Below are 18,272 nucleotides of genomic sequence, written 5' to 3' on the forward strand. Positions count from 1 at the left end.
AGGGTTCCGACCGCGCCCGCACACCGCTTGGTGGGGGCGGCCCTCTGGACACCGGGCCGTCGGAGCGGCGATCCTGGCGCACCGGACGTGCCGGTGCGGGGAACGGGGGGACCGTGGACGGGGAAGCGGGCGGCACGGTGGCGGACACGGTGTGCGACGGGTACGGGCCTGCGGAGCCGGAAGCCCCGCAGCAGTCCCGCTGGGTGCCGCTCATGGGCGCCGACAACACGCGTGACCTGGGCGGACTGCCCGTTTCCGGCGGTGGTACCACCCGCCGGGGCGTGGTGTTCCGCAGCAGCACCCTCCAGGCGGTGACCGACGCCGACGTGGAGTTCCTGGTGGACGGACTGGGTCTGCGGACGGTCGTGGACCTCCGGGGACCGGAGGAGTCCGCCCGGGAGGGGCACGGACTGCTCACGGCCACGCGGGTGCGCCGGGAGCATCTCCCGGTCCGGTTGCCGCAGGGGCGCGCCACCGAGGTCGTGCCCGACGGTCCCGACGGCGGTGCGGTCGACTTCTACTTCCGGTTGCTGGGGAGCAGCGCGGACACGCTGACGGCCACGGCGCGGATCGTCGCCGATCCCGACCAGCACGCGGTCCTGTTCCACTGCGCGATCGGCAAGGACCGCACGGGCGTGTGCGCCGCCGTGCTCCTGGACGCGGTCGGGGTGGCGGCCGAGGTGATCGCCGTCGACTACGAGCTGACCGCCCAGCGCATCGCCCGGGTCAGGGACCGGCTGCTCGCGGTCGGGGGTTACCACAGCATCCCGGACGTGGGTCACACCTACATGGCGTCCCGGGCGGAGACCATGCACGACTTCCTGGCCCGGCTGCACGCCGACCACGGCGGCGGAGCGGGCTGGCTGCTGCGCAGCGGGCTCACCGAAGGGGAACTGGACCTCCTGCGGGCGACCCTCGTGGCCCCGTGACCCCCGGTGACGGGACCGTCGCCCGACGGCGCCCCGGGCGGCGGACGCGGTTGCGCCGGTCGGGTGACGAATGGGGCGAACCCGGGTAAGAGAGTTACACGAACCCCACGCACGGCGGTCTCCGGGTGGGGAGGCCCCGTGTGCGGCGCGGCCCGTGTCCGCTCACGAGGAGGTCCGGCATGACGACTGCGAGAAGGCTGCTCACGGCTCTGCCCGCTGATCATCGCCAGCGCCTCATGGACCTGGCCCAGGAGGTGTCCTTCCCCCAGGACAGTCGGATCTTCGAGGAGGGCGGCCCTGCGGACCGGCTCTGGGTGATCCGTTCCGGCACGGTCGCCCTGGACCTCCAGGTCCCCGATCGGCGCCGGGTCACCGTGGAGACCCTGCAACCGGGCGACCTGCTCGGCTGGTCCTGGTTGTTCCCCCCGCACCAGTGGGACTTCGGCGCGGAGGCGTTCAGTCCGGTGCGCGCCTACGAGTTCGACGCGGCCAAGGTCCGGTCCCTCTGCGAGGAGGAGTCGGCACTCGGGCTGGTGCTGCTGCGCACCATCGCGGAGATCCTGGCCCACCGGTTGGCAGGTGCCCGCACCCGTCTGATCGAGAACTACGCCAAACACGGGGGAGCGACGCTCTAGCGGTGCGGCTGCGGGTGCTCCCCGGCTGAGTCGAGCGTCACGTGTACGGGAGACGACCGTGGCGCAATGGACTCGTATGATCAGCTGATGAGTTGACGGACTGTCCGGTCACCCCCCGTACCGGCCCGCAGGAGATGCGCACGTGCCCACCCCCGCTTCGTCCCGACTCTCCACGGCCACCCGGTCCACCGTCGATCCCCGCCGGGCCCACTCGGCGCGGATCTGGAACTTCTGGTTGGGTGGCGCCGACTACTACGAGCCGGACCGCCGGGTGGGCGAGGGCATCAACGCGTTGTACCCGGAGGTCAGCGCCTACGCACGGGCGGACCGGCAGTTCCTCGGACGGGCGGTGCGCCAGCTCGCCGGGCCGGTCGGCATCCGCCAGTTCCTCGACATCGGTACCGGCCTGCCCACCGCCGAGAACACCCACGAGATCGCCCAGGGCGTCGCTCCCGACGCGCGCATCGTGTACGTCGACAACGACCCGACCGTCCTCGCCCACGCCCGGGCCCTGCTGGTCAGCGCACCGGAGGGCCGTACCGGGTACGTGGACGCCGATGTCCGGGACGTGGACGGCATCCTCGAACAGGCGGCCGACACCCTTGACTTCGGGCGTCCCGTGGCCCTGCTGCTGCTCGGCGTGCTGATCTTCGTGGAGGACGACGAGGAGGCCGGCACCGCGGTGCGACGCCTCATGGCCGCCCTGCCCCCGGGCAGCCATCTGGTCCTCTCGCACACGGTCCGCAGCTCCCGGATGCCGGAGGTCGACGCGGCGGTGGCCTACTGGAACCAGCACGGCTCCCCGGCACTGACCCAGCGCACCCCCGAGGCCATCGCCCGGTTGATGGACGGGCTGGACGTCCTGCCGCCCGGTCTGGTGCCCTGCTCCCGGTGGCGCGCGTCGGGGGAGGCCACGGACGAACCGGAGGTCGGCATGTACGGCGCGGTCGCCCGCAAGCGCTGACGGGGCGGACCGGACCGCAGCGGGTCAGGGCGCCGTCACGCCGCAGAGGAGCACCAGCGTCGGACCGTCCGGGCCCGGTCCCGGCAGGGACGGCTTGACCCTCACGTTGCGTGAGGCCCGAAGGTGGGGTGCATGAGCGACCACTACAACGCGTTCGAGATCAGTCCCGTGCCCGATCCCGGTCCGGACGCGGTTCCGCCGGAGCCGTTCCGCGGCATCTACGGCATGCCCGCCTTCGTGACGATCCCGACCAGCGACCTGTCGGCCTCGGTGGACTTCTGGGTCCGCGGGCTCGGGTTCTTCGAACTGTTCGGCATCCCCGGCGAACTCGCGCACCTGCGCCGGTGGGCGTTCCAGGACGTACTCCTCGTCCGGGCGCCGAGCGTTCCGGAGCGGGCACCGGAGTTGAGCGTCAGTTTCGCGTGCGTGCTCGGCCAGGTCGATGCGATCGTCGAGGCGTGCCGCGCCCTGCGTCCGAACGCGGTCGACGGCCCGCGGGACACCCCCTGGAACACCCGCGACGTGGTGGTGATCACCCCCGAGAACGCACGGATCGTGTTCACCGCGGCGAAGCCCTTCGATCCGGCCAGCCAGGAGGCCCGCAACCTGGAGGCCATGGGGATCACCCCACCGGACGTCGGCAGCGGCGACAACAACGACAATGACAATGACAATGAGGAGCATGTCTGATGACACCGACACCGACGGCTTGACCGTCGGCCAGGTATCGACGCGCCTGGGCGTCACGGTCCGCGCGCTGCACCACTGGGACGAGATCGGCCTGGCCCGACCGTCGCTGCGCACTGCTGCCGGATACCGGCTCTACACCGCCGGTGACCTGGAACGCCTGCACCGCATCGTCGTCTACCGCGAGATCGGTCTCGGCCTGGACAGGATCCGGGCCGTCCTGGACGACCCGACCGCAGACGTGCCCGGCGCACTGCGCGCACAGCGCACCCAGGTCGCCGAACGGATCGACCGCCTCCAGCGCCTCAGCGCCGGACTGGGCCGGATGATCGACGCCCACGAACGCGGCCTGCTGTTGACCACCGAGCAGCAGGCCGAGCTCTTCGGCCCCCGGTGGAACCCGGATTGGCCCGTCGAAGCCCGCCAGCGCTACGGCGACACCACGCAGTGGCTCCAGTACGCCGAACGTTCGGCCGCGCGCGGCCCCGAGGAATGGCAGGTCATCGCCGACGCCGGTGCCGGTCTCGACCGTGCCCTCGGGGAAGCGATGGACGCCGGTGTAGCCCCGGGCAGCCCGGAGGCGCATCAGCTCGTGGATCGGCACCGCGAGGTGTTCGCCTCGTACTTCCCCCTCACCCGGCAGATGCAGGTCTGTCTCGGCCGCAGGTACGAGGCCGATCCGGCGTTCGCCGCTCACTACGACGGCATCCGTCCCGGCCTCGCCACGTGGTTCCGTCGGATCGTGGACGCCAGCGCACGCGCCCACGGCATCGACCCCGACACCGCGACCTGGCAGTAGCCGCACCGGACCGGCGGCCCCGGAAACCGCGGCCACGCCACGGCAGAAGGCGGTGGGTGGACCTCAAGGGTCACCCACCGCCTTGCTCAGCGCTTCAGCACGTCACCGCTGAGGCGGCTCTTCGGGCTCGTCCGTCGTGCGCCGCCGGGAGTCCCGTTCCTGCGGGCCGCCGCCCCGCGACGCGTCCCGGGCCTCGTCCGCCCCCCGCTCCGACCGTCGACGGGTCTCGTCCTGCCCGCCCTGTGCGGCCTGCTGGGCCCGCTGCTTGAGCTGCTCGGCCTTGTCCTGGAACTGGTCCTTGATGCCCATGGGTACTCCCGTGAGGTGTGGGGGCGGGGATGCCCTCAGCCTGGCACGAGCTGCCGCACCGCGCATGTTCAATGACCGTGTGTGACCGCGTGCCGGTGCCCGAGCGGAGCGCCGGTGAGCGGTCGGCACCCCGGTCCGCTCGCCACGGACCGGGCGACCGTCACCGGCCCTTCGTCAACTCGCCCACCAGGGCGCCGACCTGCTCGGTCTCTATCAGGAACCCGTCGTGCCCGTACGGGGATTCCACGATCCGCAGGGCGTCCGCGTGCGGGAGTCCGGCGGCCAACTCCCGTTGCCCGGCCAAGGGGTAAAGACGGTCGGAGTCCACCCCGGCCACCAGCGTCCGGGCGCTGACCCGGCGCAGCGCGCGGGCCGTGCCGCCGCGCCCCCGGCCCAGGTCGTGGCTGTTCATCGCCTCGGTCAGGGTCACATAGCTGCCCGCGTCGAATCGGCGCACCAGTTTGGTCGCGTGGTGGTCGAGATAGGACTCCACCGCGTACCGTCCGCCGCGCCACGGATCCTCCGACGCCTGCGGCGCCCGGCCGAACCTGGCTGCGAGTTCGGCCCCCGTCCGGTAGGTGACGTGGGCGAGGCGTCGGGCGGTGCCCAGGCCCCGGTGCGGTCCCTCGCCGTCGGGGGCGTCGTGGTAGTGGCCGTCGCGCCACCGGGCGTCGGCGCGGATCGCGTGCAGTTGTACGTCGGCCCAGGCTATGTGTTCCGCGCCCGAGGCGGCCGGGCAGGCCAGGACCAACAGTGCGGACACCCGGTCGGGGTGGCCCACGGCCCACTCCAGCGCCCGCATTCCGCCCATCGAGCCGCCCACCACCAGGGCCCAGCGGTCGATGCCGAGCGCATCGGCGAGTGCGGCCTCGGCGGCGACCTGGTCCCGCTGGGTCAGGAAGGGGAAGGAGCCGCCCCAGCGGGTGCCGTCGCCGCGCAGCGAGGACGGACCGGTGCTGCCCTGGCAACCGCCCAGGACGTTCGGTGCCACCACGAACCACCGGTCGGTGTCCAGGGCCCGCCCCGGTCCCACCAGCGGGTCCCACCAGCCGGCCGTGGGGTGTCCGGGCCCGGCCGGACCGCTGACGTGACTATCCCCGGTCAGCGCGTGCAGCACCAGCACGGCGTTGGACGCGTCGGGAGCCAGGTGCCCCCAGGTCTCGTAAGCGACCCGCACGTCCGGCAGTTCGCCGCCGGCCTCCAAGGGGAGGGGCGCGGCGAGGGACACCCAGCGTCGACCGCCGGGCGGGTCACCCTCCCGCCAGGCCCCGGAGGCCGGCGGGAGGGGAGCGACGGGCTGATCCGCCGGGGCGTGGGGCGCCAGCTCGGTCAGGACGCTTCCTTCGCCGCACGGAACCCGGCGGAGAGGTCCGCCGTGAGGTCGTCCAGGTGCTCGATCCCGACCGACAGCCGCACCAGGCCCGGCGCCGTCCCCGTGGCGGCCAGCGCCTCGGGGCCCAACTGGCTGTGGGTCGTCGACGCCGGATGGATGATCAGCGAGCGGACGTCTCCGACGTTCGCCAGATGGCTGAACAGCGACACCGCGTCCACGAACCGCTTGCCCGCCTCCACCCCGTCCCTCAGCTCGAAGGCCAGGACGGCCCCCGCGCCGCGCGGCAGGTAGCGGCGACCCGCCGCGTACCAGCGGTTGGACTCCAGGCCCGGGTAGTGCACGGCCGCCACTTCGTCCCGTGCTTCGAGCCACTGGGCGAGCGCCAGGGCGTTCGCGGAGTGCCGTTCGATCCGCAGGCTCAGCGTTTCGACGCCCTGGAGCAGCAGGAACGCCGAGTGCGGGGAGAGCGCGGGCCCGATGTCGCGCAGCAGCTGCACCCGCAGCTTCACCGCGAAGGCGCTCGGGCCCAGGTCCGGCCAGTACCGGAGTCCGTGGTAGCTGGGGTCGGGCTCGCTGAAGTCGGGGAAGCGCTCGGGGTGCGCACCGAAGTCGAAGGTGCCGCCGTCCACCACGACGCCCGCGATGGTGGTGCCGTGCCCACCGAGGAACTTGGTCGCCGAGTGCACCACGATGTCCGCGCCGTGCTCGATGGGCCGCAGCAGGAACGGCGTCGGCAGGGTGTTGTCGATGATGAGCGGCACCCCGGCCGCGTGCGCGGTGTCCGCGACGCCCCGTACGTCGAGCACGTTGCCGCGGGGGTTGCCCAGGCTCTCGGCGAAGAGGGCCTTGGTGTTGGGGCGGATCGCGGCGCGCCAGGCGTCCAGGTCGTCGGGGTCGTCCACGAAGGAGACCTCGATGCCGAACCGGGGCAGGGTGTGCCGGAACAGGTTGTACGTTCCGCCGTACAGCGAGGTGCTGGAGACGATGTGGTCACCGGCGCCGGCCAGGGTGAGGATCGCGAGGGTTTCCGCGGCCTGTCCCGAGGCGAGGGCGACCGCGGCGACTCCCCCTTCCAACGAGGCGATCCGCTGTTCGAAGACGTCCTGCGTCGGATTGTGGATGCGGGTGTAGATGTTCCCGGGCTCGGCGAGCGAGAAGAGGTTCGCCGCGTGCTGGGTGTCCCGGAAGACGAAGGAACTGGTCTGGTAGATCGGTACGGCCCGTGCACCGGTGGTCGGATCGGGCTCCGCGCCCGCGTGGACCTGCCGGGTCTCGAACGACCACCCGGAGGCGGGCGCCGGCTCGTCGTCGGGGGTGTGACCGGCTGTCACCGAGTCGAGGGGCTGGCTCATGGGCGGTTCCTTCGCGCGAGGTCACTGGGGAGGGGGCGGAAGCGGTACGGGTCCGGCCCGTACCGCTTCCGTGCCGGGGCGAGAAGGGCCCAAAACACCCGGCGGAACGCAAAGTACCCGCGAGGGGTTGGTTCCGGTAGCCCGTCGGCGAGCTGGCCATGAGCCTGCAACATGCCGGCAACACAAACGTGGACGGGGGAGGTTCGGGGCGACGGGGTACGAACCGGTCGGGCGCCGGCCGAACGACTTCGGCCAACTTCTCGTTCCGGCGCCTCGGTCGCCGCCGCCCGAGCCCGGGCGGCGCCGGGCATGGTGGTGGGCGGCTCCCGCTGCGGGCCTGCGGCCCGTTCCCCGCCCGGCGGCACGGGGACTCCACGACACGGGTCAATGCCGGCCATCCTCGGAGTTCCGGCCAACAAGTCCCGTGTGGAACAAGAAAATCGCTGCTGTGGCCCTACCCTCACCAGGCGTTCCCACAGGCGCCGGACCAGGAAGTCCCATGACGACACAGAACCTGCCGTACGCGCCGCATCCGTCGCTCCCTTCCCGCCCACCACCCCTACGGGGCAAGGTCGCCGTCGTCACCGGCGGGGGGTCCGGCATCGGCCGCGCCACCGCCACCGTGCTGGCCGAACGCGGCGCCAGTGTCGTCGTGGCCGACATCGACGCGACCGCCGCCGATCGTGTCGCCGGCGGGTTGGTCGCCCGGGGTCTCGAAGCCGTTCCGGTCACGGTCGACGTGGGCGAGGAGGAGCAGATCCGGACGATGGTCGCCACGGCGGTGGCCGCGTTCGGAGGGGTGGACGTGCTCCACAACAACGCGGCGCTGCTCGCCCCCGACGTCCTCGGTCGGGACCAGCGCATCACCGACATCGACGGCGAGTTGTTCGCCCGGGTCCTGCGGGTCAACGTGCTCGGCTACACGTTGGCCGCCAAGCACGCGATACCCCACATGATCGCGCGCGGTGGTGGCGTCGTGGTCAACACCGCTTCGGCGGCCGGCCTCCTCGCCGAACTCGTCCGCCCCATGTACGGCACCTCCAAGGCGGCCATCCTCGGCCTCACCCGCAGCATCGCCACCCAGTACGGGAAACAGGGGGTCCGTGCGGTCGGCATCGCCCCGGGCCTGGTGCTGACCCCCGCACTGACCGACAACCTCACCCCCGAACAACAGAAGGCCCTCGCCCGGCACACCCTCACCCCCCGGGTCGGGGTGCCCGAGGACATCGCCTGCCTGGTGGCCTTCCTCGTGTCCGACGAGGCCGGATACATCACCGGCACCACGATCTCCGTGGACGGCGGGTTCACTTCGCACTTCCCCACCTACGGGGACGAACTCGACGCCGCCGACCCGGCGCCCCACCCGTGCCCGCCCGCCCGGGCGGCTGCCGCGCCGTTCCCACCCGTCGATCCCGGACCGGTCGAGCGTGGCGGCGGAGCGGGCGATGAGCTCCTTGCGCGGTGTGACGTCGTGGCCCATCAGCAGGTCGAACACGGCTTCCGCGGCCTCCAGGTCGGTGAGGTCGATCCGACGTAGGGTCCGGTGCCGCGGGTCCACGGTGGTCTCGGCGAGTTGGTCGGCGTCCCTCTCGCCGAGACCCTCGTACCGCCTCTCTGGCGCCCGGGCTCAGATGTCGAGGAAGCGGACGTCCTTGGCGTTGCGCTGGATGAAGTGACGGCGTGCTTCGACGTCCTCGCCCATCAGGACGGAGAAGAGGTCGTCGGCGACGGCCGCGTCATCGAGGGTGACCCGGCCCAGTACCCGGTGGTCGGGGTCCATGGTGGTGACGCGCAGTTCCTCGGCGTTCATCTCGCCCAGGCCCTTGAAGCGCTGGACGGAGTCGTCCCTGACCCGGCGGCCGTCCCGCCGGCCCCGCTCCAGGAGCACGGTGCGTTCGCGGTCGGAGTAGGCGTACTCCACGTGGTCCCGGCTCCACCTGACCTTGTACAGCGGGGGGCGGGAGAGGTGGACGTGGCCCTCCTCGATCAAGGGGCGCATGAAGCGGAACAGGAAGGTCAGCAGCAGGGTGTTGATGTGCTGCCCGTCGACGTCGGCGTCCGCCATCAGAATGATCTTGTGGTAGCGGAGCTTGGCGATGTCGAAGTCCTCGTGCACGCCCGTGCCGAAGGCCGAGATGATCGCCCGGACCTCCTGGTTGTGCAGGATCTTGTCGATCCGGGCCTTCTCGACGTTGAGGATCTTGCCGCGGATCGGGAGGATGGCCTGGTACCGCGGGTTGCGCCCGGACTTGGCCGAGCCGCCGGCGGAGTCCCCCTCGACGATGAAGATCTCCGAGACGGCCGGGTCGTTCGACTGGCAGTCGGACAGTTTGCCCGGCAGCGCAGCCGTTTCCAGCAGGCCCTTGCGGCGGGTCAGGTCGCGCGCCTTGCGGGCCGCGACCCGGGCCGTGGCCGCCTGGACGGCCTTGCGCACGATGTCGGCGGCCTCGTGGGGACTGCGGTCGAACCAGCCGGTCAGGTGCTCGTGGACGACCTTCTGCACGAAGGTGCGCGCCTCGGCGTTGCTGAGTTTGGTCTTGGTCTGGCCCTCGAACTGCGGCTCGCTGAGCTTCACCGAGACGATCGCGGTCAGGCCCTCGCGGATGTCCTCGCCGGAGAGGTTGGCGTCCTTGTCCCGCAGCAGCTTCCGTTCCCGCGCGTAACGGTTGACCACGGTGGTCAGAGCCGCGCGGAAGCCCTCCTCGTGGGTGCCGCCCTCGTGGGTGTGGATGGCATTGGCGTAGGAGTACACGCTGTCGGTGTACTGGCCGTTCCACTGGAGGGCGACCTCGACCGACAGCAGTCGTTCCGGGTCCTGAGCGGCGATGGTGATGACCGAGGGGTGGACCGGCTCGCCCTTGCGGGTGTTGAGGTGGGCGACGAACTCGGTGATGCCGCCGGCGTAGCGGTAGGAGACCGTCTTCGCTGCCGGGTCCGGGGCGGTGGTGTCGGCCGCGGCCGTCGCGCGCGCCGAGGGCCGTTCGTCGGTGAGGGTCAGGGTGAGCCCGCGGTTGAGGAAGGCCATCTCCTGGAACCGCCTGGACAGCGTCTCGAACGAGTACGTGGTGGTTTCGAGGACGTCGCCGTCCGCCCAGAACGTCAACGAGGTGCCCGTCCGGGAGACGGCCTCGTGGCGGGCGAGCGGGGCGGTGGGAGCGCCGTGCCGGTACTCCTGCGTCCACCGGTGGCCGTCGGTCCAGATCTCCGCCGACAGCCGGGTCGACAGCGCATTGACCACCGACAGGCCCACACCGTGCAGACCGCCGGAGAACGTGTACCCGCCGCCCCCGAACTTCCCGCCCGCGTGCAGCACGGTCAGCACCACCTCGACGGCCGGCCGCTTCTCCACCGGGTGCATGCCCACCGGGATGCCACGACCGTTGTCGACCACCCGCACGCCACCGTCGGCGAGGACCGTCACGTCGATCCGGTCGGCCACTCCCGCGAGTGCCTCGTCCACGGAGTTGTCCACGAGCTCCTGCACCAGGTGGTGCAGTCCCCGCTCTCCCGTGGAGGCGATGTACATCCCGGGCCGCTTGCGCACGGCGTCCAGGCCGTCCAGCACGGTGATCGCGTTGGCGTCGTACGGCGCGGCCCCGGCACGGCCGGGCTGCCGGGGTTCGGGGGTGCCGGGGCTGTTGCTGTTGCTGGTGGCCGTGCGAGTGTCGTGGGTGGTCACGGATGCTCTCTTTCGGGCATGGCGGACCGCGCTCCCGCACCACGGTGCGGAAGCGGCCGGACCGCTGGCGGAGACGGGGCAGGGCAGCCCAAACAGGGCCCCGGAAGCTCACGGGCATCGGGCCCTTGACTGCCGGAACGCCGATCAAGATACGGGAGGTGCCCCTCGTTGATGGGGCGACAGTGCCCTCACCTGCCAGCGTGTGCCTCTTTCCTTGCGGGAGGCGATCCCCCCCTGCCTCAGGGCTGTGAAAATGCGGCAGAGGGTCGCTGGGGGGCTTTCCTGATGCCTTGTTGTGTGGGGATCCAGGCGACTTTTTCCGGCGTGGCCCTCCGTGGTTCGCGTCGCGCCGCGTCAGGTGGCTCGTCGTCCCCGTGGGTGGTGTGCGGCACGACGGTGGTGGGGTTCCGACGGCAATCCCTCGAACGGGGGAGCGTCCTCTCCCGAGTGAATCGAACGCCGCATCACAGGCATCCGGCCGGGCGGCAGGGGTCCGTGGGTCGGTCATCGAACTTTCGGCCGAAGATTCGTCCGGAAGTGAGCGTGACGCGCTGTTGATCTGGTGCGTTGTGCTTGCGTCAAGACTTCACCCCTCGACGTGGGAGGTCCCGTGCATCCTGTTCCCGTTCGTCCCAGTCTTCACCTGGTGTTCGAGTGCATGACCCGTTCCGTGGCCTGGGGGCCACGCGCGGTTGACGACCAGTCAGGTGCGTACGCGCCCTCACCATGTGCATGCCCGAGGCGGTGCGCATGCGGCTACTGAACCACCTGCCCGACACCCTCGACGCCTGGGCCCGACGGGCCGTCGGCGCCTTCGATACGGTCCGGGACGTCTCCGCACCCGCCCCGGGCTCCTCCCGGGTGTGGGAACTCACCCGCCCGGACCGCACCACCCGGTTCATCATCAAGATCGCACGTGACCCCGCACGCTACCGCGCCGAAACCTTCGCCTACCGTCAGGCCGTGCCCGCCGTACCGTCCGGCGGCGCGCCCCTCCTCCTCGACTCCGGCGCCGAACACCTCGCCCTGCTGCTCACCGCCCTCCCCGGCCGCCCGCTGCGGGAACTGCGCCTGCCGACCGTCGAGGAGCGCGAGGCGTACCGGCAGGCGGGGGCACTGCTCGCCCGGTTCCACACCGCGGCGGAACCCACCCCCGGGCGCCACGCCGAGGCACGCGACGAACTCGACGGCGCCCCGCACCGACTCGAACGCCACCTCCACATGTGTGGGGACCGGGTGACGGCCCGGGAACGCGCCCTGGTCCGAGGACTCGTGGCCGACCTCCCGCACATCGGGCCGCTGCCGCTCGCCTTCGTCCACGGTGACGTCCAGCCCGGGAACCTGATGTGGTCGGCGGCGGGACACGCCGCCTGGATCGACTTCGAGCGGGCCCGGTTCGCCCCCGCGGTCCAGGACTTCGTCCGGCTGGCCGCCGGTCCCTGGGCCGACCGCCCGGCCCTGCGCGCGGCCTTCCTCGCGGGCTACGGACGCCGGCCCGGCCCGACCGAACGGCACGCGCTGCGCTGCCTCGCCGCGCTCGACGCCATCGGCTCCCTGATGTGGGGACCGCAGTACGGCGACGACGAGGTCACCGCGCGGGGCCGCCGCACCCTCGACCGGCTCGTCGAGGGGGAGTTCGCATGAGCACCCTCACCCTGCCCGGCGACGGATCGGGCGACCGGACACCGGACGTCGAACCCGACGCCCCCCACGCCCCTCCACCACCCCCCGCGGACATCCGCTACCAGGGCCAGTACGGGAAGAACCCCCTCGGTGAGGTCGGCTTCCGGGCCCTGTGCGCCCGACTGCCCTCGGTGCTCGCCCACACCGGGCGCCTCGCCTGGGCGGTGGACCGGCGGGCCGTGCTGCTCCTCCTGGTCTGCCAGGCGTTGACCGGGGTGGCCGCGGTCGTGCTGCTCGCCGCCACCGCGCGGGCGATGCAGGCCCTCGTGGCGAGCGGCTCGGTCACCGACCGGCTCCAGTCGATGCTTCCCGTACTGCTGGTCGTCGCGGCCGCGGCGGCCGTCGGCCGGATCGCCGCCGCACTCTCCTGGTACGCCGACGACCGGGTCAGCCCGCTGCTCAGCACGGCGGCCGACACCGCGCTCGTCGAGGCGGTGTGCCGGGTCGAGGCGTCGGCGTACGGGACGGAGAGCTTCGCGGAACGCCAGGAGGCGGCCGAGATCGGCGTGGTGCGGACCGCGGCCATGGTCCGCGACGGCCAGACCTTCCTCGCCGCGGCCGTCCGGATGGTCGCCGCCAGCGGAGTCCTGACCGTGCTGCACCCGCTCCTGCTGCCCCTGCTCCTGCTCGCGGTGCTGCCGGCCGGGGTGGGCGCGGTGCTGTCCGCGCGCGTCGACTACGAGACCCACTACGCCAACCTGGGCGACCGCAACGTCCGCGGCATGATGCGCTGGTGGTCGACCGCCCCGAAGTACGGCGACGAGGTCCGGGCCAACGGCATGACGGGCTACCTGCTCTTCTGGTACCGCAGCCTGTCGGAGCGGATCGACCGGCGGACCCTCGGCATCGCCCCCCGGGTGCTGCGGATCTCCCTCGCGGCGTCGGCACTCGGTGGTGTGTTCCTCCTGGTGACCTGGGCGGCGCTCGCCTGGCTCGCGGCGACCGACAGGGTGGAGCTCGCGATCGCCGCGACGGCGGTGGTCGCCGTCCAGAGTTCACTGGGCGCGCTCACCCAACTCGTCCGCGGCGGCGCCGAGATGTTCCACACCAGCCTCTACCTCGCCGACATGCGCGCCTTCCTGGACCTCGCGGACCGTCACGCGCCCGCCCGGGGCCCGGCCGTGATCACCGCACCCGTCCACGAGATCCGGTTGGACGACGTGGTCCACCGCTACCCCGGCAAGGACCGTCCCGCCGTCGACGGGCTCAGCCTCACCCTGCGGCGCGGCGAGATCGTGGCGATCGTCGGCGAGAACGGCTCCGGAAAGTCGACGCTGACCCGACTGGTCACCGGCGTCCTGCTCCCCGACCGGGGCACGGTGCGGTGGAACGGAACCGACCTGGCCGCCGCCGACCCGGACACCGTGTGGACGCACACCGGGCTGGTTCCGCAGATCTTCGCCCAATGGCCGCTGCGGGTCCGGGAGAACGTCACCCTGGGCCAGCCCCGCAGCCCTGACGACGCCCCGGTCTGGCAGGCGGTGGACGCCGTCGGGATGCGCACCGCCGTCGAGGAACTGCCCCGGGGACTCGACACCCTGCTGGCCCGGGAGGTCTTCGGCGGTCATGAACTCTCCGGCGGCCAGTGGCAGCGCCTGGCCTGCTCCCGGGCGCTGTACCGGCGGCCCGCGCTGCTGATCCTCGACGAGCCCACGTCGCAGATGGACGCACGCGGTGAGCACCAGATCTTCGAGGAGATCAAGAAGATCGCTGCGGACCGGATCACCCTGGTGGTGACCCACCAACTGGAGAACACCCGGATCGCCGACCGGATCGTGGTCATGCGGGACGGCAGGATCGTCCAGGAGGGCCGGTACGAGGAGCTGCGCGCGTCGGACGGGCTCTTCGCGGAACTGCTCGCCCTGTCCAAGGACCGGTGACGGACCGTGTGCGGCACGGCCCCCGGAAGGGCGGACGGCATCGGGCGAGCGGCGGGGTCGTGGTCCCGCCGCGGTGCGCACCGTCCCGAGGTGGCGCGGTCGGTCAGGCCGCGCCCATTCGGTCCCGCCAGTAGGTGAAGGCCGTCACGGGGTCCTCCAACGCGTCCCACGGGAACATCGTCATATGGCGCCCGACGCGCTGGAAGACCTCGGTGGCCTCCGGCAGCCAACGCGCCCGCACCAGGGCGAACGCCAACAGGTTCAGATCGGACACGGCCTCGGCGTGCGGGGGCGCCGAGGTGTGGAACCAGCCCTTCAACGCGAGTTCCAGTTCGCTGGCCGCGGCCTTCTCGTGCCAGATGCGGTGGGCCGCCAACGCCCGGGTGCCGCCCGCGTCGACGGCGTGCGCGAAGTGCTCGGCCCGGGCCGCCAGCGGCAGCAGGGCCAACGGCGAGCCCGGCGGCGCCTGTGCCGCCGAGTGCCAGGCGAAGGTCGTCATGTCGCTCACCGAGCCGTGACTGCGGGGCGAGAGGTACCGCAGCACCACGTGGTGGGCGGTCCGGTTGCCCGGGTCACGGTCGATGATCTCCCGCCAGATGGGAGCGGCCCGCCGCGACGGAACCCGGCACCCCCGCATCAGATCGAGCAGGGCGATCAAGGGCGTGGGGTCCTTCGGGTGGGCGTGGGCCGCCCGGACACAACGGGTCTGGGCCCCGTCCAGCGCCGCCGCCGTTCCGGAGACCGCTCGGTGGGCCTGGACGCACGCCTGCATCACCACCGCGTCCGGGTTGTCCGGAGCGTAGTCGACCCAGTGGTCCGCCGCGGCCGGGGACAGCACTCGGGACAGCACCGACACCCGGTGGGTCCTGCGGTCCCAGTCCGCCCCCGTGGCGTCCAGCAGATCGGCCACCGGCTGCCAGGCGGGGCGGGTGCGGTCGGCGCCGAACCCTTGCAGTTGGTGGATGGGCCGGATGTCGGTGAGCGCTTGGCGCAGCTCACGGTCGTCCAGCTCCGGACGGATGCGAACCGTTCTGCTTCTTCGCAGCATCACTGGTCCTCTGTGGGGGAGGGCGGGCCCCGCGCGGTCGACGCGGCGCCCGGATGTGGATGGGTCGGTGAGGGTGAGCCGGTCAGCAGCACCTCGATCGCGGGGCCGCTTCCTGACGGGCTGCCTTGATCCGTTGGTACTCCCGAGGGGTGGGCACGGGAGTACCGGGATCTTCGTGGCGGTGCCGCGCACAGTACCGCTCGTACTCGGTCTCGCCGGTGAGCTCCCGCAGGTACCAGTGGACCCAGCGCACGGCCCGCCGCACCGGCCCGCCGCCACCCCGCCCGCGGCCCGGCGCGGCAGCGCCCCGGGTCCGGGCGGGCGTCATGGTGCCTCCCCGGGTCCGGACGCCGCACCGGCCCGGCGCCGCGGGCGCGGTGCCGGGGCGTCGATCGCGGACGGGACGTGCGGGGTCTGGGTGGACCTCGTGCTCCCGGGGGAGCGGACTGCCCGGACGCACACCACCAGGGCGTTCACGAGGACCGTGAGCACCAGCAGCACGAAGAGCACGATGAGGACGCCGTTCACCGTGGAGTTGGTCACCACCGTGTGCATCTCGTCCATGGAGGTGGCCGGTCGCAGCTGGGTCCCGGCGTCGATGGCGTCGGCGTAGCGCTCGCGCTGGGCGAAGAAGCCGACACGAGGGTCGTCGGAGAAGACCTTCTGCCAACTCGCGGTGAAGGTGACGGCCACGATCCAGGCGAGCGGCACGCCCGTCACCCACGCCCAGCGCAGTCGGCCCGAGGTGATGAGGAGGGTCGTGGCGACGGTGAGCGCGATCGCCGCGAGGAGTTGGTTGGCGATGCCGAACAGCGGGAAGAGCTGGTTGATCCCGCCCAGGGGGTCCGTGGCGCCGACGTAGAGGAAGTACCCCCAGCCGGCGACCACCACGCCACTGGCCAACCAGACACCGGGCTTCCAACCGACGCGCCCCATCGGCTTCCACACGTTGCCCAGCATGTCCTGGAGCATGAACCGGCCGACCCGAGTGCCCGCGTCGACGGTCGTCAGGATGAACAGCGCCTCGAACATGATGGCGAAGTGGTACCAGAACGCCTTCATCCCCTCACCGCCGACCACCTCCGAGAAGATCTGCGCCATGCCCACCGCCAGGGTCGGGGCGCCACCGGTGCGGGCGACCAACGAACCCTCGTCCACCGCCTTGGCCGCCGCGGCCAGTTCCTCCGGCGAGATGGTGAAGCCCAGCCCGGCGACCGCCTGGGAAGCGGACTCCACGGTCGAACCGAGCAGTCCCGCGGGCGCGTTCATCGCGTAGTACAGCCCGGGGTCCAGCACCGCCGCGGCGATCAACGCCATGACGGCGACGAACGCCTCCATCAGCATGGCCCCGTACCCGATCATCCGGACCTGCGACTCCTTCTGGACCAGCTTCGGGGTCGTCCCCGAGGCCACCAGGGCGTGGAAGCCGGACAGCGCACCGCAGGCGATGGTGATGAACAGGAACGGGAACAGCGAACCCGCGAACACCGGCCCCTCGCCGGAGGAGGCGAAGGAGGTCACCGCCTCGGCGTTGAGCCGCGGGGCGGCGATGACCACCCCGACCGCGAGCAACACGATCGTGCCGATCTTCATGAACGTCGACAGGTAGTCCCGCGGCGCCAGCAGCATCCACACCGGCAGCACCGACGCCACGAACCCGTAGACCACCAGGCAGAACACCAGGGTCGTCGGGCTCAGGGTGAAGGTGTCCGCCAGCGACGAGTGTTCGATCCAGCCGCCGCCCACGATCGCCAGGAGCAGCAGGCCCACCCCGATCGCGCTGGTCTCCAGGACCCGCCCCGGACGCAGGACGTGCAGGTAACAGCCCATGAACAGGGCGATCGGAATCGTCATCGCGACGGAGAAGGTCCCCCACGGCGAGTCCGCGAGGGCATTGACCACGACCAGCGCCAGCACCGCCAGCAGGATGATCATGATGGCGAACACGGCGAGCAGCGCCGCCGCCCCACCGATCCGCCCCAACTGCTCCCGGGCCATCTGTCCGAGGCTCTTGCCGTCGCGCCGCATCGACAGGAAGAGCACCACCATGTCCTGCACGGCACCCGCGAAGATGACGCCCGCGACGATCCACATCGTGCCCGGCAGATACCCCATCTGCACCGCGAGCACCGGGCCCACCAGCGGGCCGGCGCCGGCGATCGCCGCGAAGTGGTGCCCGAGCAGCACCCGACGGTCCGTGGGTTGGAAGTCCACCCCGTCGTTGATCCGCTCCGCCGGGGTGGCCCGGGTGTCGTCGAGGCGCAACACCCGCCGCGCGATGAACTTCGCATAGAAGCGGTACGCGATCGCGAACGAACCGAGGGCCGCCGCCAACAGCCAGACGGCTGAGATCTCCTCACCCCTGGAGAGCGCGAGCACCCCCCAGGAGACGCCTCCCACCAGAGCGACCAGGGACCATATCAAGACCGATTTCCAGCGGAGCCGCGATGGTGGCACAAGGGTTCCGGACACGGTGAATCCTTCTGTTCGCAGGGGAGAACACAATGCGTCGTAGGGGTACCGGTCAACCGGCCCCACGGGTCACGGACTTCACGGAACGCGCATCAAGCACACACAACGCCACACGCACCGGACGCGGGACCGCGACCGCCCCGGCGCGCAGTCCGGGCAGCTCACGAGCCCGGCGAGCCCCGGCTCCCCCGGGTGAGCAGGTACGCGGCCAGTAACCACACCGTGCAGCCGGGCACCCACGCCAACTGGTACCAGTAGAAGAACGGAATCCCTGCCAACTCCGGCTGTGCACCGGCGTACCAGGGCACCCAGACGAGGGCCACCACGGGAACGAGTAGGCAGAAAGCCGCCACGACACGCCGTGCCGTGATACGGCCGGAATGCTGTGTGTGTCCGTCGTCTGCCACGGGTTCCTCCTTGTTTCCCCGCTCCCGTACCGCGCTGGTCTGTGGAAGAGTTGCCGACACCCTCGGTTCGGTTGACAACCCGGGTGGTGGATTTT

15 protein-coding genes and 2 pseudogenes are annotated in these 18,272 nt (G+C 71.7%); 8 read left to right on the plus strand and 9 right to left on the minus strand.

Features of this window, described 5'->3' with window-relative positions:
* The first annotated feature begins 113 nt into the window (after window positions 1–113).
* From ACFV88_RS31775 to ACFV88_RS31795, 5 genes are all read left to right on the plus strand, one after another.
* Complete coding sequence (locus ACFV88_RS31775; RefSeq protein WP_385495562.1) at window positions 114–929, plus strand: tyrosine-protein phosphatase; 816 nt, start codon at window positions 114–116, stop codon at window positions 927–929.
* Between the two features lie 179 nt (window positions 930–1,108).
* Complete coding sequence (locus ACFV88_RS31780) at window positions 1,109–1,564, plus strand: cyclic nucleotide-binding domain-containing protein (protein WP_385495563.1); 456 nt, start codon at window positions 1,109–1,111, stop codon at window positions 1,562–1,564.
* A gap of 142 nt (window positions 1,565–1,706) precedes the next feature.
* Window positions 1,707–2,528, plus strand: coding sequence for an SAM-dependent methyltransferase (locus ACFV88_RS31785; RefSeq protein ID WP_385495564.1), 822 nt, complete (start codon window positions 1,707–1,709; stop codon window positions 2,526–2,528).
* Between the two features lie 132 nt (window positions 2,529–2,660).
* Complete coding sequence (locus ACFV88_RS31790; RefSeq protein WP_385495565.1) at window positions 2,661–3,218, plus strand: VOC family protein; 558 nt, start codon at window positions 2,661–2,663, stop codon at window positions 3,216–3,218.
* Window positions 3,211–4,014: a MerR family transcriptional regulator gene (locus tag ACFV88_RS31795; RefSeq protein ID WP_385495566.1), complete on the plus strand. Its 804-nt coding sequence runs from the start codon at window positions 3,211–3,213 to the stop codon at window positions 4,012–4,014. The genes ACFV88_RS31790 and ACFV88_RS31795 overlap by 8 nt, the downstream gene beginning before the upstream one ends.
* Window positions 4,015–4,116: 102 nt before the next feature.
* Here the strand turns inward: ACFV88_RS31795 and ACFV88_RS31800 are convergent, their stop codons facing one another.
* From ACFV88_RS31800 to ACFV88_RS31810, 3 genes are all read right to left on the minus strand, one after another.
* Window positions 4,117–4,323, minus strand: coding sequence for a hypothetical protein (locus ACFV88_RS31800; RefSeq protein ID WP_385495567.1), 207 nt, complete (start codon window positions 4,321–4,323; stop codon window positions 4,117–4,119).
* A gap of 160 nt (window positions 4,324–4,483) precedes the next feature.
* On the minus strand, window positions 4,484–5,647 hold the full coding sequence (locus ACFV88_RS31805) for a homoserine O-acetyltransferase (RefSeq protein ID WP_385495627.1): 1,164 nt from the start codon (window positions 5,645–5,647) through the stop codon (window positions 4,484–4,486).
* A gap of 5 nt (window positions 5,648–5,652) precedes the next feature.
* On the minus strand, window positions 5,653–7,008 hold the full coding sequence (locus ACFV88_RS31810) for a bifunctional o-acetylhomoserine/o-acetylserine sulfhydrylase (RefSeq protein ID WP_385495568.1): 1,356 nt from the start codon (window positions 7,006–7,008) through the stop codon (window positions 5,653–5,655).
* A gap of 499 nt (window positions 7,009–7,507) precedes the next feature.
* Here ACFV88_RS31810 and ACFV88_RS31815 point away from each other — a divergent pair.
* A pseudogene (locus tag ACFV88_RS31815) lies at window positions 7,508–8,305 on the plus strand (SDR family NAD(P)-dependent oxidoreductase); the annotation flags it as partial.
* A gap of 105 nt (window positions 8,306–8,410) precedes the next feature.
* Here ACFV88_RS31815 and ACFV88_RS31820 read toward each other — a convergent pair.
* Both ACFV88_RS31820 and gyrB read right to left on the minus strand, forming a co-directional pair.
* Window positions 8,411–8,593, minus strand: a pseudogene (locus ACFV88_RS31820) (hypothetical protein); the annotation flags it as partial.
* 42 nt (window positions 8,594–8,635) lie between these two features.
* Complete coding sequence (gene gyrB, locus ACFV88_RS31825; protein WP_385495569.1) at window positions 8,636–10,687, minus strand: DNA topoisomerase (ATP-hydrolyzing) subunit B; 2,052 nt, start codon at window positions 10,685–10,687, stop codon at window positions 8,636–8,638.
* A 750-nt stretch (window positions 10,688–11,437) separates the two neighbouring features.
* Here gyrB and ACFV88_RS31830 point away from each other — a divergent pair.
* Together ACFV88_RS31830 and ACFV88_RS31835 are read left to right on the plus strand one after the other, a co-directional pair.
* Window positions 11,438–12,331, plus strand: coding sequence for a phosphotransferase enzyme family protein (locus ACFV88_RS31830; RefSeq protein WP_385495570.1), 894 nt, complete (start codon window positions 11,438–11,440; stop codon window positions 12,329–12,331).
* Entirely contained in the window at window positions 12,328–14,250 is a 1,923-nt protein-coding gene (locus ACFV88_RS31835) for an ATP-binding cassette domain-containing protein (RefSeq protein WP_385495571.1), read from the plus strand. Before ACFV88_RS31830 ends, ACFV88_RS31835 begins: the two co-directional genes overlap by 4 nt.
* Before the next feature lie 103 nt (window positions 14,251–14,353).
* Here ACFV88_RS31835 and ACFV88_RS31840 read toward each other — a convergent pair whose 3' ends face one another.
* From ACFV88_RS31840 to ACFV88_RS31855, 4 genes are all read right to left on the minus strand, one after another.
* The gene (locus tag ACFV88_RS31840) at window positions 14,354–15,298 is read right to left on the minus strand and encodes a hypothetical protein (protein ID WP_385495572.1); all 945 of its coding nucleotides are present in this window, start codon (window positions 15,296–15,298) and stop codon (window positions 14,354–14,356) included.
* 82 nt (window positions 15,299–15,380) lie between these two features.
* The gene (locus tag ACFV88_RS31845; RefSeq protein ID WP_385495573.1) at window positions 15,381–15,626 is read right to left on the minus strand and encodes a YbdD/YjiX family protein; all 246 of its coding nucleotides are present in this window, start codon (window positions 15,624–15,626) and stop codon (window positions 15,381–15,383) included.
* Window positions 15,623–17,770, minus strand: coding sequence for a carbon starvation CstA family protein (locus ACFV88_RS31850; protein WP_385495574.1), 2,148 nt, complete (start codon window positions 17,768–17,770; stop codon window positions 15,623–15,625). The genes ACFV88_RS31845 and ACFV88_RS31850 overlap by 4 nt, the downstream gene beginning before the upstream one ends.
* 161 nt (window positions 17,771–17,931) lie before the next feature.
* The gene (locus ACFV88_RS31855) at window positions 17,932–18,177 is read right to left on the minus strand and encodes a DUF3311 domain-containing protein (protein ID WP_385495575.1); all 246 of its coding nucleotides are present in this window, start codon (window positions 18,175–18,177) and stop codon (window positions 17,932–17,934) included.
* Window positions 18,178–18,272: the final 95 nt, after the last annotated feature.

It is taken from the genome of Streptomyces sp. NPDC059816 (assembly GCF_042732055.1).
Taxonomy (GTDB): domain Bacteria; phylum Actinomycetota; class Actinomycetes; order Streptomycetales; family Streptomycetaceae; genus Streptomyces.

Coding starts and splice junctions, on each gene's coding strand:
- ACFV88_RS31800 (WP_385495567.1), bottom strand. CDS start 4,323: ATGGGCATCAAGGACCAGTTCCAGGACAAGGCCGAGCAGCTCAAGCAG.
- ACFV88_RS31830 (WP_385495570.1), top strand. CDS start 11,438: ATGCGGCTACTGAACCACCTGCCCGACACCCTCGACGCCTGGGCCCGA.
- ACFV88_RS31835 (WP_385495571.1), top strand. CDS start 12,328: ATGAGCACCCTCACCCTGCCCGGCGACGGATCGGGCGACCGGACACCG.
- ACFV88_RS31780 (WP_385495563.1), top strand. CDS start 1,109: ATGACGACTGCGAGAAGGCTGCTCACGGCTCTGCCCGCTGATCATCGC.
- ACFV88_RS31810 (WP_385495568.1), bottom strand. CDS start 7,008: ATGAGCCAGCCCCTCGACTCGGTGACAGCCGGTCACACCCCCGACGAC.
- ACFV88_RS31795 (WP_385495566.1), top strand. CDS start 3,211: ATGTCTGATGACACCGACACCGACGGCTTGACCGTCGGCCAGGTATCG.
- ACFV88_RS31790 (WP_385495565.1), top strand. CDS start 2,661: ATGAGCGACCACTACAACGCGTTCGAGATCAGTCCCGTGCCCGATCCC.
- ACFV88_RS31840 (WP_385495572.1), bottom strand. CDS start 15,298: ATGCTGCGAAGAAGCAGAACGGTTCGCATCCGTCCGGAGCTGGACGAC.
- ACFV88_RS31845 (WP_385495573.1), bottom strand. CDS start 15,626: ATGACGCCCGCCCGGACCCGGGGCGCTGCCGCGCCGGGCCGCGGGCGG.